This window comes from Natrialbaceae archaeon AArc-T1-2 (genome assembly GCF_030273315.1).
Taxonomy (GTDB): domain Archaea; phylum Halobacteriota; class Halobacteria; order Halobacteriales; family Natrialbaceae; genus Tc-Br11-E2g1.
Map to the genome: position 1 here is coordinate 2,238,283 of NZ_CP127174.1, position 21,513 is coordinate 2,259,795.

Consider the following 21,513-nt stretch of genomic DNA (forward strand, 5'->3'; position numbering starts at 1 on the left):
GTGCCGGGAGCGCGTCCCAGGGCGCATGGAACGTGTCTCACTCGATGACCTCGATCCTGCAGAAGCCATGGACGGCGTCCACCTGGCGATGATGGCCGGCGGCGAATCGATGAACATTCAACACGTGGCGGTCGAACCCGGCGCGGTCATCGACGAACACAGCCACCCACACGAGCAGACGGGCTTTCTCTACGAGGGCGAGTTGACGTTTCTGGTCGACGGCGAGGAGATCGTCGTCGGTCCGGGCGACTCCTACGCGATTCCCGGCGACTGCCCCCACGCCGCTGAAAACCGCGGCGAGGAGACGGTCCGCGGTATCGATATTTTCAGCCCGCCGCGGGAGAATCCGAGCTGGCAGGACTAGAGTCGACGGCAGTCACTCGGCGCGCTACTCGTAGGGGTCTTCGACGATGACGGTCTCCTCGCGGCCGGGACCGACGCCGACGGCGTAGACCGGCACCTCGAGTTCGTCCTCCAAGTACTCGAGGTAGGTCTGTGCGTTCTCGGGAATCGCCTCGTAGCCCTCGGCGGCGACTGCTTCCCAGTCGACCTCGGGCCAGCCGTCGAACGTGCGGAACGTAGCCTCACACTCGCCCCACTGCTCGGTCGTTGGGGGCATCGTCAGCAGCTCCTCACCGTCGCGTTCGTAGGCGTGACCGACCTTGACCTCCTCGAGACCGGCCAGCACGTCGATGTGGTTGACCGCGAGGCCGGTGAAGCCGCTCGCTCGCGCGGCGTGGCGAAGCATCGGGACGTCGAGCCAGCCGACGCGGCGGGGGCGGCCGGTGACGGTACCGTACTCGCCGCCTTCGTCGCGGATGTAGGTCGCGAGTTCCTCCTCGTCCTCGTCGGCATCGTCGGCATCGTAGCCGGGGGTCTGTCCCTCGACGCCACCCAGTTCCGTCGGCAGCGGGCCGGTGCCGACCCGCGAGAGGTAGGCCTTGACGACGCCGATGACCTCGCCCTGGCCGACGACCGTCGGGCCGAGGCCGGTGCCGACGCAGGCCCCGCCCGCGGTTGGGTTCGAGGAGGTGACGTAGGGGTAGATGCCGTGGTCGATGTCGATCGAGGTTCCCTGGGCTCCCTCGAGCATGACCTCGTCACCCGCGTCGATCCGTTCGGCGAGGTAGGTGCCACAGTCGACGGTCATCTCCTCTTCGGCGAGTCGCTTCCCGTACTCGCGGTAGGTCTCGAAGAGGTGATCGACGTCGAATGCCTCACCCGTCTCCGCGCCGAAGACGTCCTCGGCGAGGGCTCGCTTCTGTGGGACGACGTACTCGAGGCGTTCACGCAGCGTGTCGGGATCGAGCAGATCGCCGATGCGCACACCGCGACGGCCCGCTTTGTCCTCGTAGGTCGGTCCGATGCCGCGTTTGGTCGTGCCCGCGGCGAGGTCGTCTTTCTCGTCTTCTTCGATGCCGTCGAGCACGCGGTGGTAGGGAAAGATAGTGTGGGCACGCTCTGCGACGCGGACGTCCGGCTCGAGGCCGCGGTCGCGAAGCGTATCGATCTCCTCGAACAGCGTCTCGGGGTTGACGACACAGCCGTTACCCAGGACGCCGACTTTGTCCCGGACGGCTCCGGAGGGGACGAGAGAGAGCTTGTACTTCTCACCGTCGTGGACGACGGTGTGGCCGGCGTTGTCGCCGCCCTGATACCGGACGACGACGTCGGCAGCGTCGCCGTAGATGTCGACGACGCCGCCTTTGCCTTCGTCGCCGAGTTGCGACCCGACGATGGTGACAGTCATAACAGCGTTCGGTTCTTCCCCGGCCGATAAACCGATTACGGTCCCGCTGCTGGCGGCTGTTCATACTGTCGGTCATAGACCTGTGAACTGGTGTCCGGGTGATCCGGCCGTTGAACGTGTGTCTGGCCGTGCTGTCACCAGCCGTGTTCACGTCGGTATGACCGACAGTATCACTACCGACTGCTGTACGTCCGTTCCGGGGAAACCGCGACTCGTCTTGCGGTTGCCCCAGATAAGCGTTGCAGAATCCTAACGTTCGCCGGCTTTCGGCTAATACAAGTGCGCGCGCCTGCAACCGCCCAACGTCGTCGACGCTCGGTACCTCTGCGACTCGACGGTCAGAACCGTTAACTACCCTCACGTCGTAGTTCGGCCCGACATCGTCTTCTGTCGTTCCTCGAGAGTAACCTTTAAAGGGCGCAAAGACAAGTTAACAAATGCCATGATAGATCGACTTGAGAAGGAAGTTGACATGCTGGAACGTCATCTGCAGGTCCTGAAGATGGTCATCGAGAACGAGCCTATCGGTATCGTCAAGATGTCTAACGAGACGGGCTACCCGCATCACAAGGTCCGATACTCCCTCCGCGTTCTCGAGGAAGAAAACCTCATCGAACCCTCCAGCCAGGGCGCGATCAAAACCGAACGCACCGCCGAGTTCGTCGACGACCTAGACGGCAAGATCGACGAAATCGTCGACAAGCTCGAGGGTATGAAGATCGAAGACGTCGCCGAAATCGAAGGCTGACGACTACCGAAGGCGAGACCGACTTTTTGACGCGAGAGCTGCTCGTCTCTCGATACGGACGTGTCCTCACAGCTCCGGAACGGTCACGTGAAAACCGCCCGAGCGCGCCTCGGCGAGACACAGGTGGTAGCCTGCTTTCCGCGAGAGGTTGACGTAGTTGAGCTTCGAGGACCGACTCAGAAGTCCGCCACTCGTGGCCCGTTCGGAGACCTCGAGTGCGCCCGGCTCGAAGTAACTCGCAGTGACGGCAAACGCCGCTGCGAGGTCCGGATAGTTCGCTTTGACGGCCGAAGCCGCCTCCTCGAGGCCTGCAAGCAGGTCCCGCGAGGCCGGATCGCGGGCGTCGTCGAGGGCGGCGACGATCAACGGGTTCCCCATCTTGTCGAAGGCGACGACGTCGAAGGTCACCTCGTCGGGGACGTCTTCGGTGTCGTCGTCCGCGAGCGAAATCGTCGCGTCCAGTTCCGCCCGGTCGATTCGCGGGATCGCATCGTAGAGATCCTGCAGACCTCCCGACCGACCGGTGTCACGGATCTCGTAGAGGAGTTCGTCGACGAGCCAGTCGACGAACCGGTACTCCATCGTCGTCGCCAGAAACTCCTCGTAGGCGTCCCCGTCGACGACGGCACCCGAGTCGTCGAACGAGGTGTGTCTGTCGAGTCGGAGGTTCGTGGACACCTCGCTCGCATCGGCGTCACCCGCGTGTGCCGTCTCGAGGGTTGGCTCCCCCTTCGACTCGTACCTGACGAAGAGGTTCGTCTCCGCGAGCGCCTCGGCCGGTGAGAGTCGGGGACCGTCGGCCGTCGCGGTCGCGTCCTCGCTCGCGGATCGCGCCCGCTCGAGTTCTGCCTCGAGGTCGTCGATCCGGGACTCGAGGCGTTCGATCGTCGCGGACAGCTCCTGGTTCTCCGACCGGAGCCGATCCCGTTCGGCCGCGAGTTCGTCGCGCTGGGACTCGATCGCCTCGTGGCGCTGCTCGAGCCGTTCGATGCGCGCACGGAGCGTCCGGACGGGTTCCGACGCGTCGGTGCCAGTACCCGACGAGGCGTCTCCGCTGGAGTCGACGTCGCCGCGGCCTCGGGTCGGTTTCGCGTCGGAAAGAGGTTGCGTTCCGGTCGGGTTACCCGCGTCGGTATCGCGTTGCTCTGTCGGCTGATTCGAGCGACGTCCCTCTCCTGTGGACGGTGGCTGCTCGGACACAGCACGCGGGGAGGCACTCGATTCGGGCTCGTCCGTGTTGTCCGGATCGATCGACGGAATTCGTCGGGTTTTTCGCCAGCGCTTTTCCTGCTCGAATCGCTGTTTGAGTTCGGAGGGGTCTTTCTCTTCTTCCGCTTTCGGCTCGTCGTCCGCGTTCTCATCGTCGGTATCCGCGGACGCGTCGGTATCGGGATCTACCTCGGTCGCAGACGTCGTAGCCGTATCGGGTTCGTCGGTCACGACGGTCGAATCGACGTCGGAAGTCGCCCCGGTCCCGGATACGGCCGTCGCATCGGTCGTACAGTCGTCGTCGGCCGTCCCGTCGTGTGGCTCCGTCTCGAGAGCCCCAGGGATCTGGGTCGCGCTCGAGGGGGCTTCCGACTCGTCGTCTGCCGGAGTGTGGTCGTCGACCCGCGCGTCGTCGCGTTCGCCTTCCGTCGTCGGCTCAGTCGGCCCTGTGGCGTCGGTTGCCGGCTCGGTCGTCGATTCGGTGCCGGCGTCGGTCCCGGCCGTGATCTCCGAGGCGTCTTCGGCGAGGCCGTCGACGTCTGACGTGATCTCGTCCACCACGTCGTCCGTCGCGGGCTCGGCCGGGGTGCGACCGGCATCGGCACTCGCCGTGGACTCGTCCGGAACGCGATCGGGGTCTGCCGAGAACGTCACCGACGTTCCGCCCGTCTCGTTCGAGCGTTCATCGGGCGTGGAGCCGGCCTCCGGCGCACTCGAGGGCGTCCTCGAGTCGTCTCTCCCGTCGCTGACCGACGCGGCAGACGACGTCGAGTCGTCGGCCTGTCGTTCGTCGTCCGCGTCCGTCGGTCCCGCTTCGTCCCGGAGGTCGATCACGTCGACGTCAACGTCGACGACCTCGTAGATGCCGACCTCGTCTTCGGCGCGTTCGAACGCCTCCTCACCGGTGAACAGCCGCTCTGCGTTGCCAACGTAGGCGGCCGCCATCCGCCGGCCGCCGTAGTAAACGAGATAGTAGTCGCCACTTAGCACCTGTTCGCTCAGTTCGACGTATCCGGTGAACGATCCCGATTTGAGCGTCTCGTCGACCGCCGACATCGGGGTCTCGTTCGTGTAGTACTTCGCCTGCGTCTCACCGTCGTGGGTCTTCATCGCAGCGAGCAACGGCAAGGCCGGATCGGGCGCGTCGTAGACCGTCCCGGACGTCTCGAAGTCCTCGAGGTCGCCGCCGTCGACGCCGACGATGCGGCCGTTGAGCATGAACAGCCACGTTCCGACGGCAGTGACGGCACCCGAGAACTCGGCGGCGGCGAGGCTGGCGAGTTCGTCTCGACCCCCTCCGAACGAGCGAGAATCCCACCGCTCGACGCGTTCCTGCGTGCGCGATTCCATATCCCAACAAGTGGGATCTGTACCAAATACGTTTCGCCTGTCTTTTCGTTTCGTCTAAACAGGTGATGAGAGCGACAGATACGACCGCTAGATCTTCGATTCGGCGTCCTCGGCGAGCTCTTTCATCCGCTTGCCGATCCGTCCGGCGCTCGAGAACTCGTCTTCGCTCATCGCACTCGCCAGGGCGTTCCCGAGCACGAAGACGGCGTGTTTGTGCTCGCTTTTTGATTTGTGGACGTGCGACGGGTCGACCTCGAGTTCGCGGTAGGGTTCGAATAACTCCTCGTCGACCTCCTCGCGCTCGGCGAAGTACTCCATGATGACCACCAGTTCCTCGTGTAGCTCCAGAAGTTCGTCCTTATGCATACCGACGCGTAGGGGCGGTTCGAAGTTAAGGTTTGTGTGGGTTGACCTCCCAGAATTCGGTGTTTCACGCGGTCTACGAGCCGGTCAGCCGGTACGGGTCGATCCCGTCTACGGACCTGCGAGTTCACCCGGCGACGACGGCTGTTGGACCGGGGCGATCCGCGAGCGAACCGTCGGCTCCCGTCCCGGCGTCGCCCTCGAGATCGACCCGGACGTCCGATCCGACGGCGTCGACGGTCGCCGCAGTGACGAACGACTCGTTCCCGGCGACGATCGCGACCGTTCGGTCGTCGACGGACTCGAGACTGAACGCGTACGGTCCGTCGGTCCACGCCGCGTCGCCGTCTGTCAGCTCGCGTTCGCTTCGCTCTGTGAGGTACTCGCGAGCGGCGGCCTCGAAGGCGTCTGCCTCGTCGGCTCCCTCGAACCGGATCGCCCAGGCGTAGCCGTCGAGGTCGGCCTCGTCGTGTTCGGCCCGGAGTTTCCGATCGTACGTCCAGCCACTCGCCGCGTCGGCGCTTCGGTCCGTCTCGAGTTCCGTCTCGAGCACCTGCCGGAGGACGTACTCGCCCATCACGTCGGCGTCGGCTCGCTCCCATCCCGAGTCGGCCGCCGACAGGCGCGCGTCGAACGGCTCGAGAGCGTCCGTCGCCGGCGACCCCTCGAGCACGCCCCGCATCGTTACGGGAGGATCGTCGTACAGCGTCCAGTGGTCCGCCGGGTCGTCGAACCGTTCGTCGACGTACGCGTGGCCGTGGTGGTACGGTCCCCAGACCAGCTTCGTCCCGGGTGCAGCGCCGTCGTAGAGTCGTTCTACGAGTTCGTCTTCCGGTTCGACGGGCGCGTCGTACCGATCGGTGTAAGCGGAGGAGCCATAGACCGCAGCCCCTTCCATCACGCTAAGACGGGCGAGGTCCGCGTCGGTCGTCCCCCGATGATAGTCGGGAACGTTCGCTCGCAGGCGCTGTGGTGCATCCTGCTGGAACTGCGTCACGTGGACCAGTTCGTGGACGAACACCCGTTCGATCTCCGCGGGTGGGGCGCCGTCCTCGGGCATCACGTAGACCGCCTGCATCGGACTCGCGACGCCGCCGACGCGCAACTCGCCGTCCGAATCGGCCGGATCTGGCCGGTCGATTCCCATGACCGCGTAGAAACTCGTCGGATCTCTCGGAACTCGGGACGTGTCGGGTTTCTCCTCGACGTAGACGACCGGCGGACGCAGTTCGGCCTCGAGCATCGTCTCGACGCGCTCGAGAGTCCGGTTCTCCTCGAACGGGAGCGTCCCGCCACGGACCTCGAGGGGTGGCTCTTCGCGGTCGTCGACGACGGGTTCGGCCGTCTCGTCCTCGGCGGGTTCGCCGGGAGCGTCGACCGCAGGAGCGACACAGCCGGCGAGGACGACTACTGCAAGGACTGCCGCGACCGCGACGCGATTCATGCCACGGAGGTGTAACTCTGGTGAAATAAATCCACCGACACGACATCCGGCCTGCAACCGCATCGACGGCCGTCGGCGCGGTCAGTCCGCACCGACCGACTCGGTCCCGTCGCGTTGCCCGGCGGGGAACCAGGCGAGTTCGTGATCGGCGGTGACCCGGACGGCGACGCGTTCGTCGAGTTCGAGTCGGTCCGAGTGGTTGTGCATACACTCGATGACGTCGCCGGAGTCGAGTTCGACCCGATAGAGGACCGTCGGACCGAGATAGCGCCGGTAGACGACCGTGCCGTCGGCCTCCTCGCCAGTTGCAGGGTACGCCGTCACGTCGTCGGGGCGGACGAGCAAGTCGACGGCCGTACCGTCGTACTCCGCGGTGAGGCCGTGGACCTTCTCGCGAAGCACCCGTCCAAGCGACGTGTCGACGTGATCGCCGTGGACCCGCCCGGAGAGAAAGCTCGCGTGGCCGAGAAAGCCGGCGACGAACCGGGATTCGGGCTGTTGAAAGACCTGTTCCGGACGGTCGATCTGCTCGATCTCGCCGTCGCACATGACGGCGACGCGGTCGGAGATCGACAGCGCTTCCTCCTGGTCGTGGGTGACCGAGATCGCGGTGACGCCGGCTTCTTTGATGATGCGGCGCACTTCCTCGCGCATCTCCACCCGGAGGTCGACGTCCAAGTTCGAGAACGGTTCGTCGAGCAACAGCATCTCCGGTTCGGGCGCGAGCGAGCGGGCGAGTGCGACCCGCTGTTGCTGGCCGCCGGAGAGTTCGTCGGGATACTGCTCGCCGTGGTCGGCCAGCCCGACCAGCTCGAGCAGTTCGTCGACGCGATCCTCGCGATCGGTCTCGTCCCACTCTTTGAGCCCGAACGCGACGTTCTCGCGGGCGGTGAGGTGAGGAAACAGCGCGAACTCCTGGAAGACGACGCCAACGCCGCGGTCCTCCGGCGGGACGAACGTGCCGTTGCCGGCGACTGAGGTCCCGCGGAGCCGAACCTCGCCGCCGTTTGGCCGCTCGAGTCCGGAGATGAGACGCAACGTCGTGGTCTTTCCACAGCCGGACGGCCCGAGCAGGGTGAGAATCTCTCCGTCACGGACCGACAGCGAAAGCTCCGTGATGACTCGTTCGCCGCCGTAGCGTTTCTCGACACCGTCGAGCTCGAGGACGGTCTCGATCTCCGGCGAACTCGTCTCGACCGGTTCGTCGGCAGCCGTCGTGAGGAGGTTCCCGTTTGCCATCGTTGACTCCGGCACCTGCCGGTTCGTCTCTTGCTTAGTTTTAGGTGGGCCTAAAGAACTTATAGGTTCCGATCCCAGCACGGTGGTGGTACCACCGCGAAAAACCCTGTGTCGTCCGCGCCGGCTAGAGCTCGACGCCGCTTGGGATCAGGCTGTGTTGGCGCAAGAGATCGCCCTCGTCGTCGTAGACCAGAAACGTCCGCTTGTCGTAGGTGACGAACTCCTCGCCATCGAGGGTGATCGTCACCACGTAGCGGCCGTCGTCTTCGGACGCAGCCTCACCGTAACTTCGCGCCGCACGAATGAACTGCAGGACGTTCTCGGCGTCTTCGTTGAGCTCGAGGATGAACTCGCCCGTGATCCGGTCGGTGACGCTAACGACACCCGACGCGTCCTCGTCCAGCGGCTCTTGCAGACGCAACGCGACGTCCGTCTCGGCAGCCTCGAGAACCTCGCCGTCGCTGCCTGTGAGGCGCTCGCGAAGCATCGACTCCGGGCCCGTAAAGTCGATCGATACCGACGGCTTTCGTGGTTCCCCGTCGGTATCGATCCAGTCGACGTTGCTGACGTCCAGCGTGAAGTGCTCGCGCCTCATTCCGTACCCGTGGTTTGGGTCTCCCCCGGTATGAACGTAACGCCCTCGACGGCAAGACGCGACGACGGTACCGTTCGGCCAGGTGATGGGTTCGTCGGATGATCGACCGGCGCTCCGGTCGACGACGGCTCGACGTGGGAACGCTTTTGGGCGAGCCCCGACCACGACCGCTATGGAGCGACGGGCCGACGTCCGCGATACGTACGACCGCATCGCGACTCACTTCGCGGCCACCCGCGAGTACGCCTGGCCCGAAGTCGAGTCGTTTCTCGAGTCCGTCCCCCACGGCGTGGTCGGTCTCGATCTCGGCTGTGGGAACTGTCGACACGCCGAGGGGCTCGCCGATCGCGTCGACCGCGTCGTCGGCCTCGACGTCAGTCGCGGACTGCTCGAGACCGGCCGCGAGCGAGCTCACGACCGCACGTTCGACGTCGATCTGGTCCAGGGCGACGCCGCGACGCTCCCGCTCCGGGACGGCGTCGTCGACGTCGCGGTTTACGTCGCGACGCTGCATCACCTCCCGTCCCGGCCGGCACGGCTGGCAAGTCTCGACGAGCTCGCCCGCGTACTCGCGCCCGACGGGCGTGCCCTCGTCAGCGCCTGGTCGACCGCCCACGACCGGTTCGACGCCGACGCGGGCTTTGACACCACGATCGAGTGGACCCTCCCCGACGGCGAGACCGTCGACCGCTTCTATCACATCTACGATCCCGACGAGTTCGAGACCGACCTCGAAGACAGCGGCCTCGAGATCCTCGAGTGGGAGCTCTCGAGTGGCAACTGTTATGCGACGGTCACGGTCGACCGATAACGCTACCCTCGAGTCCTGGCCTCGCCGGGCCAGATCGTCCGGCTTCACTCGTGTACGGCATGCACACTGTCTGTGGAGTACATTAATATACCACCACGTAGTACCACTGAGTGTAGTTGGTGGTGATAGCGCCCAGCGTATCGCGAGTTGACTGGCATCGTCGGTTCGTCACAGCCGTATTCCGGCGAATGATGCCACAGGCCGTGGTACGCACTCGTAGCACATTTCGATGAATATAACTCCAGCGGGAGAGCAGACTCCGGTGAGGGTATTCAATGAAATTGCACGAGTATCAGGCGAAGCACGTCTTCGCCGATGCCGGAGTTCCGACGCCCGACTCCCAGCTGGCGTCGGACGTCGACGACGCCGTCGACGCGGCCGAGGAGATCGGCTATCCGGTCGCGATCAAAGCGCAGGTACAGGTCGGCGGCCGCGGCAAGGCCGGCGGAATCAAACTCGCCGAAGACGAAACCGAAGCCCGCGAGGCGGCCGAGTCGATTCTCGGGATGGACCTCAAGGGCTATCACGTCGACCGGGTGTTGGTCGAGGAAGCCGTCGACTTCACCGACGAACTGTACGTCGGCATCACGATGGATCGCGGCGAGGGCAAACCCGTCGCGATGGTCTCGACGAAAGGCGGCGTCAACATCGAAGAGGTCGCCGAGGAAGATCCCGACGCGATCGCCCGCGAGCACGTCGATCCCTCCTTCGGGATGATGCCGTACCAGGCCCGAAAGGCCGTCTACGACGCCGGCGTCGATCCGGCCGTCGCCCGTGACGTCTCGAGCGTTCTCTCGACGCTGTATGAGCTCTGGAGCGAGAAAGACGGCTCCGACGCCGAGATCAACCCGCTGATGGTCACGGCCGACGACGAGGTCATCGCGGCCGACGCCGTGATGAACATCGACGAAGACGCCCTCTTTCGCCAGCCCGAACTGGCCGAGATGGAAGCGGAAGCCGCCGGTGGCGACGACCTCGAGCAGAAAGCAGACGAGTACGGCTTCGACTACGTCCGCCTGTCGGGTAACGTCGGCATCATCGGCAACGGTGCCGGCCTCGTCATGACCACGCTCGACCTCGTCGACTACTACGGTGGCGAGCCCGCGAACTTCTTAGACGTCGGTGGCGGTGCGAAAGCAGAACGCATCGCGAACGCCCTGGACATGGTGTTCTCCGACGACAACGTCGATAGCGTCGTCTTCAACATCTTCGGCGGCATCACCCGTGGCGACGAGGTCGCCCGCGGGATCAACGAAGCGCTCGAGGGGTTCGAGGAGATTCCCAAGCCGGTCGTCGTCCGACTGGCCGGGACGAACTGGGAGGAAGGCATGGAGATTCTGAACGAAGACCTCGTGACGGTCGAACAGACCTTAGAGGATGCAGTCCAGCGGTCCGTCGAATACGCTGACGAGGTGAACGAACAATGAGCGTCCTAGTCGACGACGACACCCGCGTCGTGGTACAGGGTATCACCGGTGGGGAAGGCAAGTTCCACGCCGAACAGATGATCGAGTACGGGACCAACGTGGTCGCCGGTGCCGTCCCCGGCAAGGGCGGCGAGGAGGTACACGGCGTCCCCGTCTACGACACCGTGTCCGGAGCCGTCGCGGCAGAAGACGCCGACGCCTCCGTGATCTTCGTCCCGCCGGCCTTTGCCGGTGACGCGATCTTCGAGGCGCTCGACACCGACCTCGATCTCGCGGTCGCGATCACCGAAGGCATCCCGACCCAGGACATGGCCCGGGTGAACAAACGCCTCTCCGAGACCGACACCCGTCTCATCGGACCGAACTGTCCCGGCATCATCACGCCTGGCGAGGCAAAACTCGGCATCCTGCCCGGCAACATCTTCGAGGCCGGCAACGTCGGACTCGTCTCCCGCTCGGGGACGCTGACCTACCAGGTCGTCGACAGCCTCACCAGCCGTGGCATCGGCCAGACCACCGCGATCGGCATCGGTGGCGACCCGATCATCGGCACGAGCTTCATCGACGCCCTCGAGGTCTTCGAGAACGATCCCGACACCGACGCGATCGTCATGTGTGGCGAAATCGGTGGCGAGGACGAGGAAGAAGCCGCCGCCTACATCGACGAACACGTCGACACGCCGGTCGCTGGCTTCATTGCCGGTCGTACGGCTCCGCCGGGCAAGCGCATGGGCCACGCTGGCGCGATCGTCTCCGGCTCCGGAACCGGCACCGCAGAGAGCAAGATCTCGGCGCTGAACGACGCGGGCGTCCCCGTCGGCGATACCCCCGAGGAAGTCGCCGACAACGTCGAAGATCTGCTCTAATCTGAGATCGCAGCTTTCGCGTTTTCGATCGCCTACGTTCGTTGGACGGCGAGAGAGCCGTCTCCTAGTCGCTCGCAGGATCGTGCTCGGCGATCACGTTCCGAAGCGTCGTCTCGTCTTGCATTCCGACGAGACGCTCAACCGGCTCACCGTCGACGAACACCACGAGCGTCGGCAGGCCCTGGACGCCGTGTTGCTGGGCGAGACGCTGGTGGCTGTCCGTGTCGACTTTCGCCACCGTCGCCGCCGTCTCCGCGGCGACCGTCTCGAGGATCGGCGCGAGCATCTGGCAGGGGCCACACCAGTCGGCGTAGAAGTCGACGAGAACGACGGGGTAGTTCTCGAGGACCTGCTCGAAGTGACCCGCCCCCGTGACCTCGAGTGGCTCCTCGGGACTGGCGGCGAGTTGCTGTTCGCGTTCGGCCCGCTCGCGCAGTTGCTCGCGTTTTCGTTCCCTGATTCGATCGAGTTCGTCGTCCATACGTGAATATACCCGAGCGGAGGAAAAAACGGTTCCGGACTCACAGAAGCGAGTCGAGCGTCGAACGGAGTCGGGAAGTGACGGAGTCTGTATCGTTCGACTCGTCGGCTTCGGCTTTGGATGGGGGTTCGGCCTCTCCGGACGTCGCCTCGCCGGAATCGGCGTCGTCGGCATCGTTTGCACGTTCGAGGTCGTCGTCCTCGCACTCGACCCAGAGGAATCCGTCCGCTTTCCGTCGCCCGGTGAGCAACAGCGCTTCGACGCCGTCGTCGTCGGTCAACGCGTCGTCGATCTCGGTCACGACGGGGCCGTCGTCGGTCCGGTTCATGATCTCCGCCGGACTCTCGCCTTCGAGGACCGCGTCGGGATCGCGGCGACTGTCGGACTCGTCGCGAAGCCTCGAGAACACCTCGTTTGCCGTCCGGTCCGTGACGCCACCGGTTCGATCGGTACTCGTCCCCGTCCCGCCGCTCCCAAGCCCGTCGACGCGTTCTGTCGACGGGTACGGGTTCTCGATATCGCCGAAGAGTTCGTCGGCGCTGGGACCGACCTCGAGCGCCCCGTCCCCGGTGGTCTCGTCGGTCGTGCTGTTGGTCATGGGCTAGCTTGACTGGTGTCGTTCGGCCACAACCTTTAAATTTTGGGAATGGAGATCGGGTGTATTATTATACTCTTCTGGCCGAGACGGTCCGAGTTCGCGACCGCTCTCGGCGGGCACAACTGCTATTATGCCGGGCGATGTCGGCGCAGGTATGACCGGCATCGAGTACGACGACTTCCTCGATCTCGAGTACGAGCCCGCGGAGACGGATCTGGTCTGTGAGTTCCGGATCGATCCCGCCGAGGACGTGACGACGGAGGCGGCAGCGAGTCGCGTCGCCTCGGAATCGTCGAACGGCACCTGGGCGGCCCTCCACGTCGACGAGGACGAGCTCACCCGCCTCGGCGCGGTCGCCTGCGGGATCGACGGAAACGAGATCACGGTCGCCTACCCCGACGCGCTCTTCGAACCCGGGAGCATGCCCCAGATCCTCTCGTGTATCGCGGGCAATATCATGGGGATGAAAGCCGTCGACACGATCCGCCTCGAGGACTGTCGCTGGCCCGAGACGATCGTCGAGGAGTTTCCCGGTCCACTGTACGGCACGAGCGTTGCGACCGAGAAACTCGACGCTGGCGATCGACCGGTGCTCGCGACGGTGCCGAAGCCGAAAGTCGGGCTCTCGACGGACGCCCACGTCCGGATCGGCGAAGAGGCCTGGACCGGGGGCATCGACCTGCTGAAAGACGACGAGAACCTCACGGATCAGGCCTTCAACCCCTTCGCCGATCGGCTGTCGGAGAGTCTCGCCGCCCGCGATCGCGCCCAGGAGTTGACCGGCGAACGCAAAGACTACCTCGTCAACGTCACCGCCGAGACGACCGACATGTTAGAGCGAGTGGACCTCGTCGCCGAACACGGCGGCGGCTTCGTCATGGTCGACGTCATCACGTGTGGCTGGTCGGCCGTCCAGTCCGTCCGCGAGCGGTGTGAGAGACACGACCTCGCGATCCATGCCCATCGCGCGATGCACGCCGCCTTCGATCGTCTCGACCATCACGGCGTCTCGATGCGCGTCCTCGCCCAGATCGCCCGCCTCTGTGGCGTCGATCACATCCACACCGGCACCGCAGGCCTCGGCAAACTCGAGAACGAGGACACGCCGGGGATCAACGAGTGGCTCACCTCGGAGCTATACGGCGTGAATCCGGTTCTGCCGGTCGCTTCCGGCGGCCTGCATCCGGGCGTGATCGACCAGTTGCTCGAGACGCTCGGCACCGACATCGTCGTCCAGGCCGGTGGCGGCATCCACGGTCATCCCAATGGGACTAACGCGGGCGCGAAGGCGCTTCGCCAGTCGGTCGAGGCCGCGATGACCGGCCGCCCGCTCGAGGCGTACGCCGAGAGCCACCCGGAGCTCGCGGCTGCACTCGAGACGTGGGGGGCGGAGACGCCGCGGTGAGAGCGGTGCCGTCAGCCCGGTGTACGGTGAGGTTATCGAATCGAGTCGAATCGACGCTCGTTCGGATCGGCAGTTGACGGATCGTCCGCGACTGCGTGACCGCCTCCTCGCAGAAAGATAGACGTACGAAATCCTTTCCGATCGGGTCGAAATGGTATTCTGATCCAACAGGGCGAAACGATCGACAGAGTCTTTTCGGCCGGCGGTCGTCCTGCCGACACCGATGGACGTAACGGCCGTCGCGGAACGGATGCTGTCACTGCTGGGGTATCCACGGATCGCACGTCCACTCGTCGATCGACTCGACGACGGGACGACACTCGAGGCCGCGGCGTCCGCCGGGATCGCGCCGGGCTGTCTGCTCCGGGGTGACGTCACGCTCGAGTCGAACGCACGACTAAGCACGCGCTGTGTACTCAACGGGACGATCACCGTGGGACGCGGAACGAACTTCGAGCCCGCGTGCACGCTGATCGGCGACGTCGAGATCGGAAACTACTGTGCCATCGCCAGGGAGAACACCTTCCAGCAGACGAACCACGAGACCGCAAAACCCTCGATGCAGCGACGACTCTACGAGACCGTTCTCGACAGCGACCTCGAGTACGTGACCGACGGGCCGATCACGGTCGGCAACGACGTCTGGATCGGGGCCCGGTGTATCGTCCTCTCGGGCGTGACGATCGGGGACGGCGCCGTCGTGGCCGCCGGCTCGGTCGTCACCGACGACGTCGAGCCGTACGCGGTCGTCGGCGGCGTTCCCGCCGAGCGGCTCAAGTGGCGTTTCCCCCGTGAGGTTAGGGAGGCGCTACAGGATCTCGCGTGGTGGAACTGGGACGAGGAGACGATACGGGCGAACCGAGGCTTCTTCGAACGCGAACTCGAGTCGGCAGACGACGTCCCCGACGTCGGGAACCGATCGCGGCCCGAACCGGTCTCGAAGCCGTAGCGCGGTCACCGCGGGCCGGCGTCCCGTCGATCGCGTCGTGACGAAACTTGTGAGTTACCACAACACTTATCGTATCGTCAACTGAGTTCTAGCGTGTGGTTTACGAGACGGGCAACAAGATGGTCGACGACGCACTCGAGCGGGTACTCGCCGGCGAGCGGCTCGACCGCACCGACGGGCTGGCGTTGATGGCCCAGCCGGTCGAACCGCTTGCCGAGGCCGGGGCCGTCGTCCGCGATCGCTTCGGCGACGGCACGGTCGACGCCTGTTCGATCGTCAATGCGAAGGCGGGCAACTGCGCGGAAGACTGTGGGTTCTGTGCACAGTCGGTCCACTTCGACACCGGCATCGACAACTACGACTTCATCGGCCCCGAAGCGGTTCTCGAGGCCGCGAAACGGGCCGAGGCAGACGGTGCCCAGCGCTTTGGCATTGTCGTCGCCGAGCGCGGCGTCTCGAAGGAACACCGCCCCGAGGAGTGGGCGGAGGTCCTCGAGGCGATTCGGCTCGTGCGCGAGCAGTGTGACCTCGAGATCGACGCCTCGCTCGGCATTCTGACCGAGGAGGAAGCCGCGATCTTGGTCGAGGAGGGGATCAACCACTACAATCACAACATCGAGACCTCTCCGAACTACTTCCCCGAGATCGTCGGCACCCACGAGTTCGAGGATCGGGTACGAACGCTCGAGGTGGCAAAGGAAGCCGGCATGGATCTCTGTGCGGGCGTCATCCTCGGGATGGGCGAGACGCCCACCGACCGGGTCGACGCCGCAATGGCATTACAGGAGATCGGGATCGAATCGCTGCCGGTGAACGTGCTCAACCCGATCGAGGGCACCGAACTCGGCGAGGAGTGCCCGGAGATCACGACCGAGGAGATCGTCACGACGATCGCGGTCTACCGACTGCTTCACCCCGAGGCCCGGGTCCGGCTCACCGGCGGACGGGAGGCGAACCTCGCGCCCGACGAACAGCACCTCCCTCTCGAGGCGGGTGCGGACGGACTGCTCACCGGGGATTATCTCACAACCGGCGGCCAGTCGCCGGGCGAGGACATCGAGATCATCGAGCGGGCCGGCCTCGAGCCCAACCGCGAGGTCAACGACTTCGACCCCGAGGCCGTGAAATCCCGCAGCGAGGACGAGACGCCGCACAGTCCCGCCGTCGACACCGTCGAGAGCACGGCGAGTGTGGAATCGGGAGACGACTGACAGCGACCAAAACGGAACTTCAGGACACATGGACGACGTCAACTTCGCAGTACTCGGCACCGGCGGTATCGGACGACGAACGCTCGAGGTCAGCACGCACAAGGAGCACCTCACCCCCGTCGCGGCGTGTGATCGCCACGGCGTCGCGATCGACTTCGACGGGCTGGACGTCGACGAACTGCTCGAGGCGACGGAGGGCAATATAGAGAACGAGGTCGCGACCGACGGCGGCGCGGCCGCGGTCAAACAACACGGCGAGCAGCGAGGCGTCGTCGCCTCCGCACAGGCCGACCCCACCGAGGACGCGATCGACGACGTGATCGCGGTAAGCGAGGAGGTAGACGCCGTGCTCATCGCCCTGCCGAACTACGAGCACGACTTCATCCCCCGCGTGGCGGATCGCTTCCTCGAGGCAGCGTACGAGGGCGTCCTCGTCGACGTGCTCAAGCGCTCGCGCGTGATCGGGATGCTCGACGAGAAACGGGAACGACTCGAGGAGTCAGGCATCACCTTCGTCTGTGGTGCCGGCGCGACCCCCGGCTTCCTGACCGGCGCGGCCGCACTCGCCGCCCAGTCGTTCGTCGAGGTCGAGGAGGTCGACATCCACTGGGGTGTCGGGCTCAAGTCGGGCTACGAGGACAACCGCGGCACCGTCCGCGAGGACATCGCTCACCTCCCCGAGTACGACATCGAGACCGCCCGCGAGTTGAGCGACGAGGAGATCGAAGCAATCATCGACGACCACGGCGGCGTCATCGAGTTTACGGAGATGGAACACGCAGACGACGTCCTCCTCGAGCGCGCCGGGATCTGTGACGCCGAAGACGTCACCGTCGGCGGGATCTTGGACGTCCGCAGCGACGAGAAGCCGACGACAACGACCGTCTCGGTCACGGGCCGGACCTTCGACGGCGAGCGGGCGACGAACACCTTCCAGCTCGGCGACGAGACGAGTATGGAGGCAAACGTCAACGGGCCCGCACTCGGCTATCTGAAAGCCGGCGTCCGGCGAAATCGGGCGGGCGAGTACGGCGTCGTCGGTCCCGCCGAGTTGATGCCCGGATTCTAGTGTGGTAGGAGACCGAGCCGAACCGTGAGAGTCAAATCGTGGGCCTGCGACGAACGAACCGGATGGAAGACCGTGGGTTCGACCTCGAGGACCGAGTCGCCGACCTCGAGTCCGCCGCTCTCAAGCGATCGCTCGCGCCTGCCGATCGCGTCGCCGACCGAGGATACTTCGCCGCGCCACCGGGTGGTGGACTCCCGGTTCTCGACGCCGAGGAAGCGATCGTCTTCGCGTCGAACAACTACCTCGGGCTGACCGACGACGACCGCGTCCAAAACGCCGCTCGCCAGGCCGCCGCAACGGTCGGAACCGGTGCCGGGGCGAGCCGGCTCGTAACCGGCGATACGATCGTCCACCACGACTTAGAGCGCCAGCTCGCAGAGACCAAACGGACAGAGCGCGCGCTCGCGTTCTCGTCGGGATACGCCGCGAACGTCGGAACGATCGCGGCGCTTCAACCCGACGTCGTCTTCTCGGACGAGTTGAATCACGCGAGCATCGTCGACGGCTGCCGGCTGTCGGGTGCCGACGTCGTCGTCTACGACCACTGTGACGTCGACGACTTGCGTTCGAAGATGGAAACGCAGACGGCACGCGACGGGGCGACCGAGGAGTCCTGGCTGATCGTCACCGACACCGTCTTCAGCATGGACGGCACCGTCGCGCCGCTGGGTTCGATCTGTGACGCTGCCGAGTCGGTCGGCGCGTGGGTGATGGCCGACGAGGCCCACGCCACCGGCCTCTACACGGACGGCGGCGGAATCGTCCAGGCCGAAGGGCTCGAGGACCGGGTCCACGTCCAGCTGGGGACTCTCTCGAAGGCGCTCGCCAGCCAGGGCGGCTACGTCGCGGGTAGCGACGCGTTGATCGAGTGTCTCGTCAACGACGCCCGCTCGTTCGTCTTCTCGACCGGACTCGCCCCCACTGCGGCCGCCGCCGCGAGCGAAGCGTTACACGTTGCCCGCCACAGCGACGCCCGCGAGCGACTCTGGGAGAACGTCGCCCACCTCCGGGACGGCCTCGAGGCGATGGGCTTTGCGGTGCTTGGTGAGTCCCAGATCCTCCCAGTGGTGATCGGCGACCGCCAGGACGCACTCGCACTCGCAGAAGGCGTCCGCGAACGCGGCGTCGTCGCCCCCGCGATCCGCCCGCCGACGGTCCCGGAGGGGACCAGCCGGATCCGGGTCGTTCCCATGGCGACCCACGATCAGGAGGACGTGGTGACCTGCCTCGAGGCGTTTCGTGCGGCCGGCGAGGAGGTGGGACTGCTGTGAGCCCGGATCGACTCGCCGTCGTCGGCACCGGCACCGGCGTCGGCAAGACCGTGATCACCGCCGGGCTGACGGCGTGGCTGTGCGAGGCCGGAGTCGACGCACGGGCGGTGAAACCCGCCCAGACCGGTCATCCGCCCGACGACGACGCGGCGTTCGTCGCCGACGTCTGTGCCGACCCCGACGCCGCAACGTGTCTCCGGTATCTCGAGCCCCCGCTTGCTCCCCGGGTCGCCGCCGAGCGCGAGGACGTCTCTCTGTCCTACGACGATCTCCTGGCGGACTGTGAGCGCGCACTCGAAGAATGCGAGGTCGGCATCCTCGAGGGTATCGGCGGCCTGCGCGTTCCCATCGCCGGCGACCGCGAGGTGATCGACCTCGTGGCCGACCTCGAGTGTGACGCCGTCGTGGTCGCACGCTCGGGGCTTGGAACGCTCAATCACACGGCGCTGTCGGTCGACGCGCTCGCGGCCCGTGGCGTCGACGTTCGTGCCGTCGTTCTCAACGAGTACGCCGGCGAGACCGTCGCCGAACGGACGAACCCGGCCGAACTCGAGCGAATGACCGACCAGCCGGTGGTGACGGTGCCACCGCTTGCAGCGCTCGATACGGAACACGTTATCGCGGCGGTTCGCGACGCGCTGTCGACCGTCGAAACCCTCAGCCTCGTGCCGACGGCGTGAGTTCGTCTCGTTTCACCGTCGAATCCGTCGTCGATTCGTTCGAAACGATGTGCGTCGCGAGCTCCGACTTCCGGTGTTCGACCTCGAGATGAACGCGTAGATCCGTCTCTGCCTCGTACTCGTCGGCACAGAGAGGGCACTCGTAGTTGACTGACATGGGCACCTACCGTCGTATACTGACACTGCTCGCCGACGTAATGGTATCGATCAGTAACTTCAGTTACACGTCGGGGGAGGTGGTATTCAGACGAAATCCGATAGGCCAGACTGGTCGTCGTCGAGGTCGGCGTTGGAACCGTCTCGACCGCCGGTTTCGTCCGGATCGTCTCGATCCTCGGCGTCTTCATCCTCGTCGGTCGGTGAAGGTTCATCGCTCGAGGTCGAAAGTGTCGCCTGGTCGTTCGACCCCTCTCTCTCACCCCCACCGCCGTCGCTGTCATCCTCGCGCGACCGGGAGGCCTCGAGAAAGGCGTCGCCGGTCCCCTCGACGGCCTGTTCTGCCCGGCGCTCTTCGGCCTCGTCGACGATCGAGGCGACCTTGTTGGTGTCCTTTCCGCTGCCAGTAACAAAGGAGACGTCGCCTTCGTCTAGCTCGTAGGCGGCGGCCATTCGAACGGTGAGTTCTCGGTCCCGGCAGTGATGGGTCATCTCGGCGAGAAAGGGCAGGATCTCCCGGCGAGCCGTCGCGACGCTCGTCCCCTCGCGTTCGGCGATCCGTTCGGCGATCGCATCGCGGGTGGTTCGCGTCCCTTTGGTCCGGCCGAGTTTCGACCAGTAGCTCGGCGGCCCGTAGCGGGTCCAGCCGCCTTTTGGCTCCCGGCGAGAGGCGGCGACGCCGGCGGTCATGTTGTCGGTTGCGTACCGCCAGAACGAGTACTCCTGAGTGGCACGCACCCGGCCGAGCCAGCGGTCGGCGTTGGCGAGAAAGTCGTAGGCGTCGGCCAGTTCCGCTCCCGCGTAGTCTTTGGGGACGTTGTCCTCGATCCAGTTGAGCAGGTCGTCGGGCGTCTCGTCGACGTCGTAGGACGCTCGCAGCGCCCCCTCGGCGTCTTTCTCTTTGATCAGGGCGTCGAGGAAGTCGAAGATCCCCTCCGTGGTGTCTCGCTGCCCGGTGACGACGTCGTCGACGGTCAGCCGGTCTGTCTCCTCGGCGATTGCCTGCAGGTCGTTGACCGCAGAGCGCAAGTCGCCGGCGGTCTCGTCGGCGATCGTCTCGAGTGCGGCCTCGTCGTACTCGATGTCCTCTCGTCGGCAGATGTCCCGCAGGACGGGGACGATCGATCGCTTCGAGACGTCGCGAAACTCGATCGTCTCGCAGGTGTTTCGCAGCGACTGGCTCATCTCGTAGAAATCGTTCGCCACGAGCACGATCGGCTGGTTCGCACTTTTGACGACCTCGGTTACTTTCCGGGAGCCGCCGTAGTCGGCCGAACCGTGGAAGTTGTCCGCCTCGTCTAAGATCACGAGCCGTCGGCCCGCCTCCCCGCCGGTCAACGTGCCGCTTTTGGACGCCTCGCCGGCGACGCGCTCGATGACGTCGGCCTTTCGGTCGTCGCTCGCGTTGAGTTCCATCACCGGCCAGCCCATGTCGTTCGCAAGCGCGTGGGCAGCGGAGGTCTTGCCGACGCCGGGGCTGCCGTGGACGATGACCGCCTGCCGGTGATCGTCCCAGCTCTCGGCCCACTCCTCGAGCTGGTCGCGAGCCTTGTTGTTGCCCCGGACCTCCGACAGCGTCGACGGGCGGTGCTTCTCGGTCCAGTCACTCATTATGACGTGGTTGGGGTGAGCGGCGTTTAGTGGTTCCGGAGCCCGGCGGTCGCCGATTCCCTCCGGCGGGCTCGTCCCGACTCACCGACCGGCCTCGTCTCCGGCCACGTCGCGAACTCGCTCGAGGAAGTCGTCGGCCGACGCCTCGACGTCGTCGAACTCGTCACCGACCGTCGTCCTCAGTCAGGGGGCGTGTCACCGTCTCGCCCCAGCCCTCGAAGCCGAGACCCGGTCGTAGGGGCGAATCGTGACGTCCATCCTGCCTTTCGGGAAGACGGCC

21 protein-coding genes are annotated in these 21,513 nt (G+C 65.5%); 11 read left to right on the forward strand and 10 right to left on the reverse strand.

The window, feature by feature from the left end; genetic code table 11:
* Positions 1 to 25: 25 nt before the first annotated feature.
* Positions 26 to 364, forward strand: a complete 339-nt coding sequence (locus tag QQ977_RS11490; RefSeq protein WP_285925892.1) for a cupin domain-containing protein — start codon at positions 26 to 28, stop codon at positions 362 to 364.
* Positions 365 to 388: 24 nt separating this feature from the next.
* Here the strand turns inward: QQ977_RS11490 and QQ977_RS11495 are convergent, their stop codons facing one another.
* Positions 389 to 1,750: an adenylosuccinate synthase gene (locus QQ977_RS11495; protein WP_285925893.1), complete on the reverse strand. Its 1,362-nt coding sequence runs from the start codon at positions 1,748 to 1,750 to the stop codon at positions 389 to 391.
* A gap of 442 nt (positions 1,751 to 2,192) precedes the next feature.
* On the opposite strand from QQ977_RS11495, the gene QQ977_RS11500 reads away from it, so the two are divergent.
* Positions 2,193 to 2,498, forward strand: coding sequence for a hypothetical protein (locus QQ977_RS11500; protein WP_285925894.1), 306 nt, complete (start codon positions 2,193 to 2,195; stop codon positions 2,496 to 2,498).
* Between the two features lie 66 nt (positions 2,499 to 2,564).
* Here QQ977_RS11500 and QQ977_RS11505 read toward each other — a convergent pair whose 3' ends face one another.
* From QQ977_RS11505 to QQ977_RS11525, 5 genes are all read right to left on the reverse strand, one after another.
* A complete protein-coding gene (locus tag QQ977_RS11505; protein WP_285925895.1) occupies positions 2,565 to 5,057 on the reverse strand; it encodes a DUF7527 domain-containing protein in 2,493 nt (830 codons plus the stop codon).
* A gap of 87 nt (positions 5,058 to 5,144) precedes the next feature.
* Complete coding sequence (locus QQ977_RS11510) at positions 5,145 to 5,423, reverse strand: UPF0058 family protein (protein WP_285925896.1); 279 nt, start codon at positions 5,421 to 5,423, stop codon at positions 5,145 to 5,147.
* A 124-nt stretch (positions 5,424 to 5,547) separates the two neighbouring features.
* Entirely contained in the window at positions 5,548 to 6,864 is a 1,317-nt protein-coding gene (locus QQ977_RS11515; protein WP_285925897.1) for a hypothetical protein, read from the reverse strand.
* 81 nt (positions 6,865 to 6,945) lie between these two features.
* On the reverse strand, positions 6,946 to 8,103 hold the full coding sequence (locus QQ977_RS11520) for an ABC transporter ATP-binding protein (protein ID WP_285925898.1): 1,158 nt from the start codon (positions 8,101 to 8,103) through the stop codon (positions 6,946 to 6,948).
* Between the two features lie 124 nt (positions 8,104 to 8,227).
* Positions 8,228 to 8,698 (reverse strand): DUF5793 family protein, encoded by a 471-nt coding sequence (locus QQ977_RS11525; protein ID WP_285925899.1) that lies wholly within the window; start codon positions 8,696 to 8,698, stop codon positions 8,228 to 8,230.
* A gap of 172 nt (positions 8,699 to 8,870) precedes the next feature.
* On the opposite strand from QQ977_RS11525, the gene QQ977_RS11530 reads away from it, so the two are divergent.
* The 3 genes from QQ977_RS11530 to sucD all read left to right on the forward strand — a co-directional run bounded on the left by QQ977_RS11530 (position 8,871) and on the right by sucD (position 11,802).
* The gene (locus tag QQ977_RS11530; protein ID WP_285925900.1) at positions 8,871 to 9,509 is read left to right on the forward strand and encodes a class I SAM-dependent methyltransferase; all 639 of its coding nucleotides are present in this window, start codon (positions 8,871 to 8,873) and stop codon (positions 9,507 to 9,509) included.
* A 275-nt stretch (positions 9,510 to 9,784) separates the two neighbouring features.
* Positions 9,785 to 10,936, forward strand: a complete 1,152-nt coding sequence (gene sucC / locus QQ977_RS11535) for an ADP-forming succinate--CoA ligase subunit beta (protein ID WP_285925902.1) — start codon at positions 9,785 to 9,787, stop codon at positions 10,934 to 10,936.
* The gene (sucD, locus tag QQ977_RS11540; protein WP_285925903.1) at positions 10,933 to 11,802 is read left to right on the forward strand and encodes a succinate--CoA ligase subunit alpha; all 870 of its coding nucleotides are present in this window, start codon (positions 10,933 to 10,935) and stop codon (positions 11,800 to 11,802) included. The genes sucC and sucD overlap by 4 nt, the downstream gene beginning before the upstream one ends.
* 64 nt (positions 11,803 to 11,866) lie before the next feature.
* On the opposite strand, the gene trxA is transcribed toward sucD, so the two are convergent.
* Entirely contained in the window at positions 11,867 to 12,283 is a 417-nt protein-coding gene (gene trxA, locus QQ977_RS11545) for a thioredoxin (protein ID WP_285925904.1), read from the reverse strand.
* A 40-nt stretch (positions 12,284 to 12,323) separates the two neighbouring features.
* Complete coding sequence (locus QQ977_RS11550) at positions 12,324 to 12,881, reverse strand: hypothetical protein (RefSeq protein ID WP_285925905.1); 558 nt, start codon at positions 12,879 to 12,881, stop codon at positions 12,324 to 12,326.
* A gap of 154 nt (positions 12,882 to 13,035) precedes the next feature.
* Here QQ977_RS11550 and rbcL point away from each other — a divergent pair, with 154 nt between their 5' ends.
* The 6 genes from rbcL (at position 13,036) to bioD (ending at position 19,466) form a co-directional block, all read left to right on the forward strand.
* Positions 13,036 to 14,286 (forward strand): type III ribulose-bisphosphate carboxylase, encoded by a 1,251-nt coding sequence (gene rbcL / locus QQ977_RS11555; RefSeq protein ID WP_285925906.1) that lies wholly within the window; start codon positions 13,036 to 13,038, stop codon positions 14,284 to 14,286.
* A 223-nt stretch (positions 14,287 to 14,509) separates the two neighbouring features.
* Entirely contained in the window at positions 14,510 to 15,235 is a 726-nt protein-coding gene (locus tag QQ977_RS11560) for a CatB-related O-acetyltransferase (RefSeq protein WP_285925907.1), read from the forward strand.
* Between the two features lie 95 nt (positions 15,236 to 15,330).
* Complete coding sequence (bioB, locus tag QQ977_RS11565; RefSeq protein WP_285925908.1) at positions 15,331 to 16,446, forward strand: biotin synthase BioB; 1,116 nt, start codon at positions 15,331 to 15,333, stop codon at positions 16,444 to 16,446.
* A gap of 28 nt (positions 16,447 to 16,474) precedes the next feature.
* Positions 16,475 to 17,515, forward strand: a complete 1,041-nt coding sequence (locus QQ977_RS11570) for a transcriptional regulator (RefSeq protein WP_285925909.1) — start codon at positions 16,475 to 16,477, stop codon at positions 17,513 to 17,515.
* A 62-nt stretch (positions 17,516 to 17,577) separates the two neighbouring features.
* Positions 17,578 to 18,786: an aminotransferase class I/II-fold pyridoxal phosphate-dependent enzyme gene (locus tag QQ977_RS11575; RefSeq protein WP_285925910.1), complete on the forward strand. Its 1,209-nt coding sequence runs from the start codon at positions 17,578 to 17,580 to the stop codon at positions 18,784 to 18,786.
* Positions 18,783 to 19,466, forward strand: coding sequence for a dethiobiotin synthase (gene bioD / locus QQ977_RS11580; protein WP_285925911.1), 684 nt, complete (start codon positions 18,783 to 18,785; stop codon positions 19,464 to 19,466). The genes QQ977_RS11575 and bioD overlap by 4 nt, the downstream gene beginning before the upstream one ends.
* Here the strand turns inward: bioD and QQ977_RS11585 are convergent.
* Positions 19,444 to 19,623 carry a hypothetical protein gene (locus QQ977_RS11585; protein ID WP_285925913.1) on the reverse strand — a complete coding sequence of 60 codons (180 nt, stop codon included), beginning with the start codon at positions 19,621 to 19,623 and terminating at the stop codon, positions 19,444 to 19,446. The two genes, bioD and QQ977_RS11585, sit on opposite strands and share 23 nt — an antisense overlap.
* Before the next feature lie 86 nt (positions 19,624 to 19,709).
* Positions 19,710 to 21,233 (reverse strand): replication factor C large subunit, encoded by a 1,524-nt coding sequence (locus QQ977_RS11590; RefSeq protein ID WP_285925914.1) that lies wholly within the window; start codon positions 21,231 to 21,233, stop codon positions 19,710 to 19,712.
* Between the last annotated feature and the right edge of the window lie 280 nt (positions 21,234 to 21,513).

Coding starts and splice junctions, on each gene's coding strand:
- QQ977_RS11490 (WP_285925892.1), top strand. CDS start 26: ATGGAACGTGTCTCACTCGATGACCTCGATCCTGCAGAAGCCATGGAC.
- QQ977_RS11495 (WP_285925893.1), bottom strand. CDS start 1,750: ATGACTGTCACCATCGTCGGGTCGCAACTCGGCGACGAAGGCAAAGGC.
- QQ977_RS11500 (WP_285925894.1), top strand. CDS start 2,193: ATGATAGATCGACTTGAGAAGGAAGTTGACATGCTGGAACGTCATCTG.
- QQ977_RS11505 (WP_285925895.1), bottom strand. CDS start 5,057: ATGGAATCGCGCACGCAGGAACGCGTCGAGCGGTGGGATTCTCGCTCG.
- QQ977_RS11510 (WP_285925896.1), bottom strand. CDS start 5,423: ATGCATAAGGACGAACTTCTGGAGCTACACGAGGAACTGGTGGTCATC.
- QQ977_RS11515 (WP_285925897.1), bottom strand. CDS start 6,864: ATGAATCGCGTCGCGGTCGCGGCAGTCCTTGCAGTAGTCGTCCTCGCC.
- QQ977_RS11520 (WP_285925898.1), bottom strand. CDS start 8,103: ATGGCAAACGGGAACCTCCTCACGACGGCTGCCGACGAACCGGTCGAG.
- QQ977_RS11525 (WP_285925899.1), bottom strand. CDS start 8,698: ATGAGGCGCGAGCACTTCACGCTGGACGTCAGCAACGTCGACTGGATC.
- QQ977_RS11530 (WP_285925900.1), top strand. CDS start 8,871: ATGGAGCGACGGGCCGACGTCCGCGATACGTACGACCGCATCGCGACT.
- sucC (WP_285925902.1), top strand. CDS start 9,785: ATGAAATTGCACGAGTATCAGGCGAAGCACGTCTTCGCCGATGCCGGA.
- sucD (WP_285925903.1), top strand. CDS start 10,933: ATGAGCGTCCTAGTCGACGACGACACCCGCGTCGTGGTACAGGGTATC.
- trxA (WP_285925904.1), bottom strand. CDS start 12,283: ATGGACGACGAACTCGATCGAATCAGGGAACGAAAACGCGAGCAACTG.
- QQ977_RS11550 (WP_285925905.1), bottom strand. CDS start 12,881: ATGACCAACAGCACGACCGACGAGACCACCGGGGACGGGGCGCTCGAG.
- rbcL (WP_285925906.1), top strand. CDS start 13,036: ATGACCGGCATCGAGTACGACGACTTCCTCGATCTCGAGTACGAGCCC.
- QQ977_RS11560 (WP_285925907.1), top strand. CDS start 14,510: ATGGACGTAACGGCCGTCGCGGAACGGATGCTGTCACTGCTGGGGTAT.
- QQ977_RS11570 (WP_285925909.1), top strand. CDS start 16,475: ATGGACGACGTCAACTTCGCAGTACTCGGCACCGGCGGTATCGGACGA.
- QQ977_RS11575 (WP_285925910.1), top strand. CDS start 17,578: ATGGAAGACCGTGGGTTCGACCTCGAGGACCGAGTCGCCGACCTCGAG.
- QQ977_RS11585 (WP_285925913.1), bottom strand. CDS start 19,623: ATGTCAGTCAACTACGAGTGCCCTCTCTGTGCCGACGAGTACGAGGCA.
- QQ977_RS11590 (WP_285925914.1), bottom strand. CDS start 21,233: ATGAGTGACTGGACCGAGAAGCACCGCCCGTCGACGCTGTCGGAGGTC.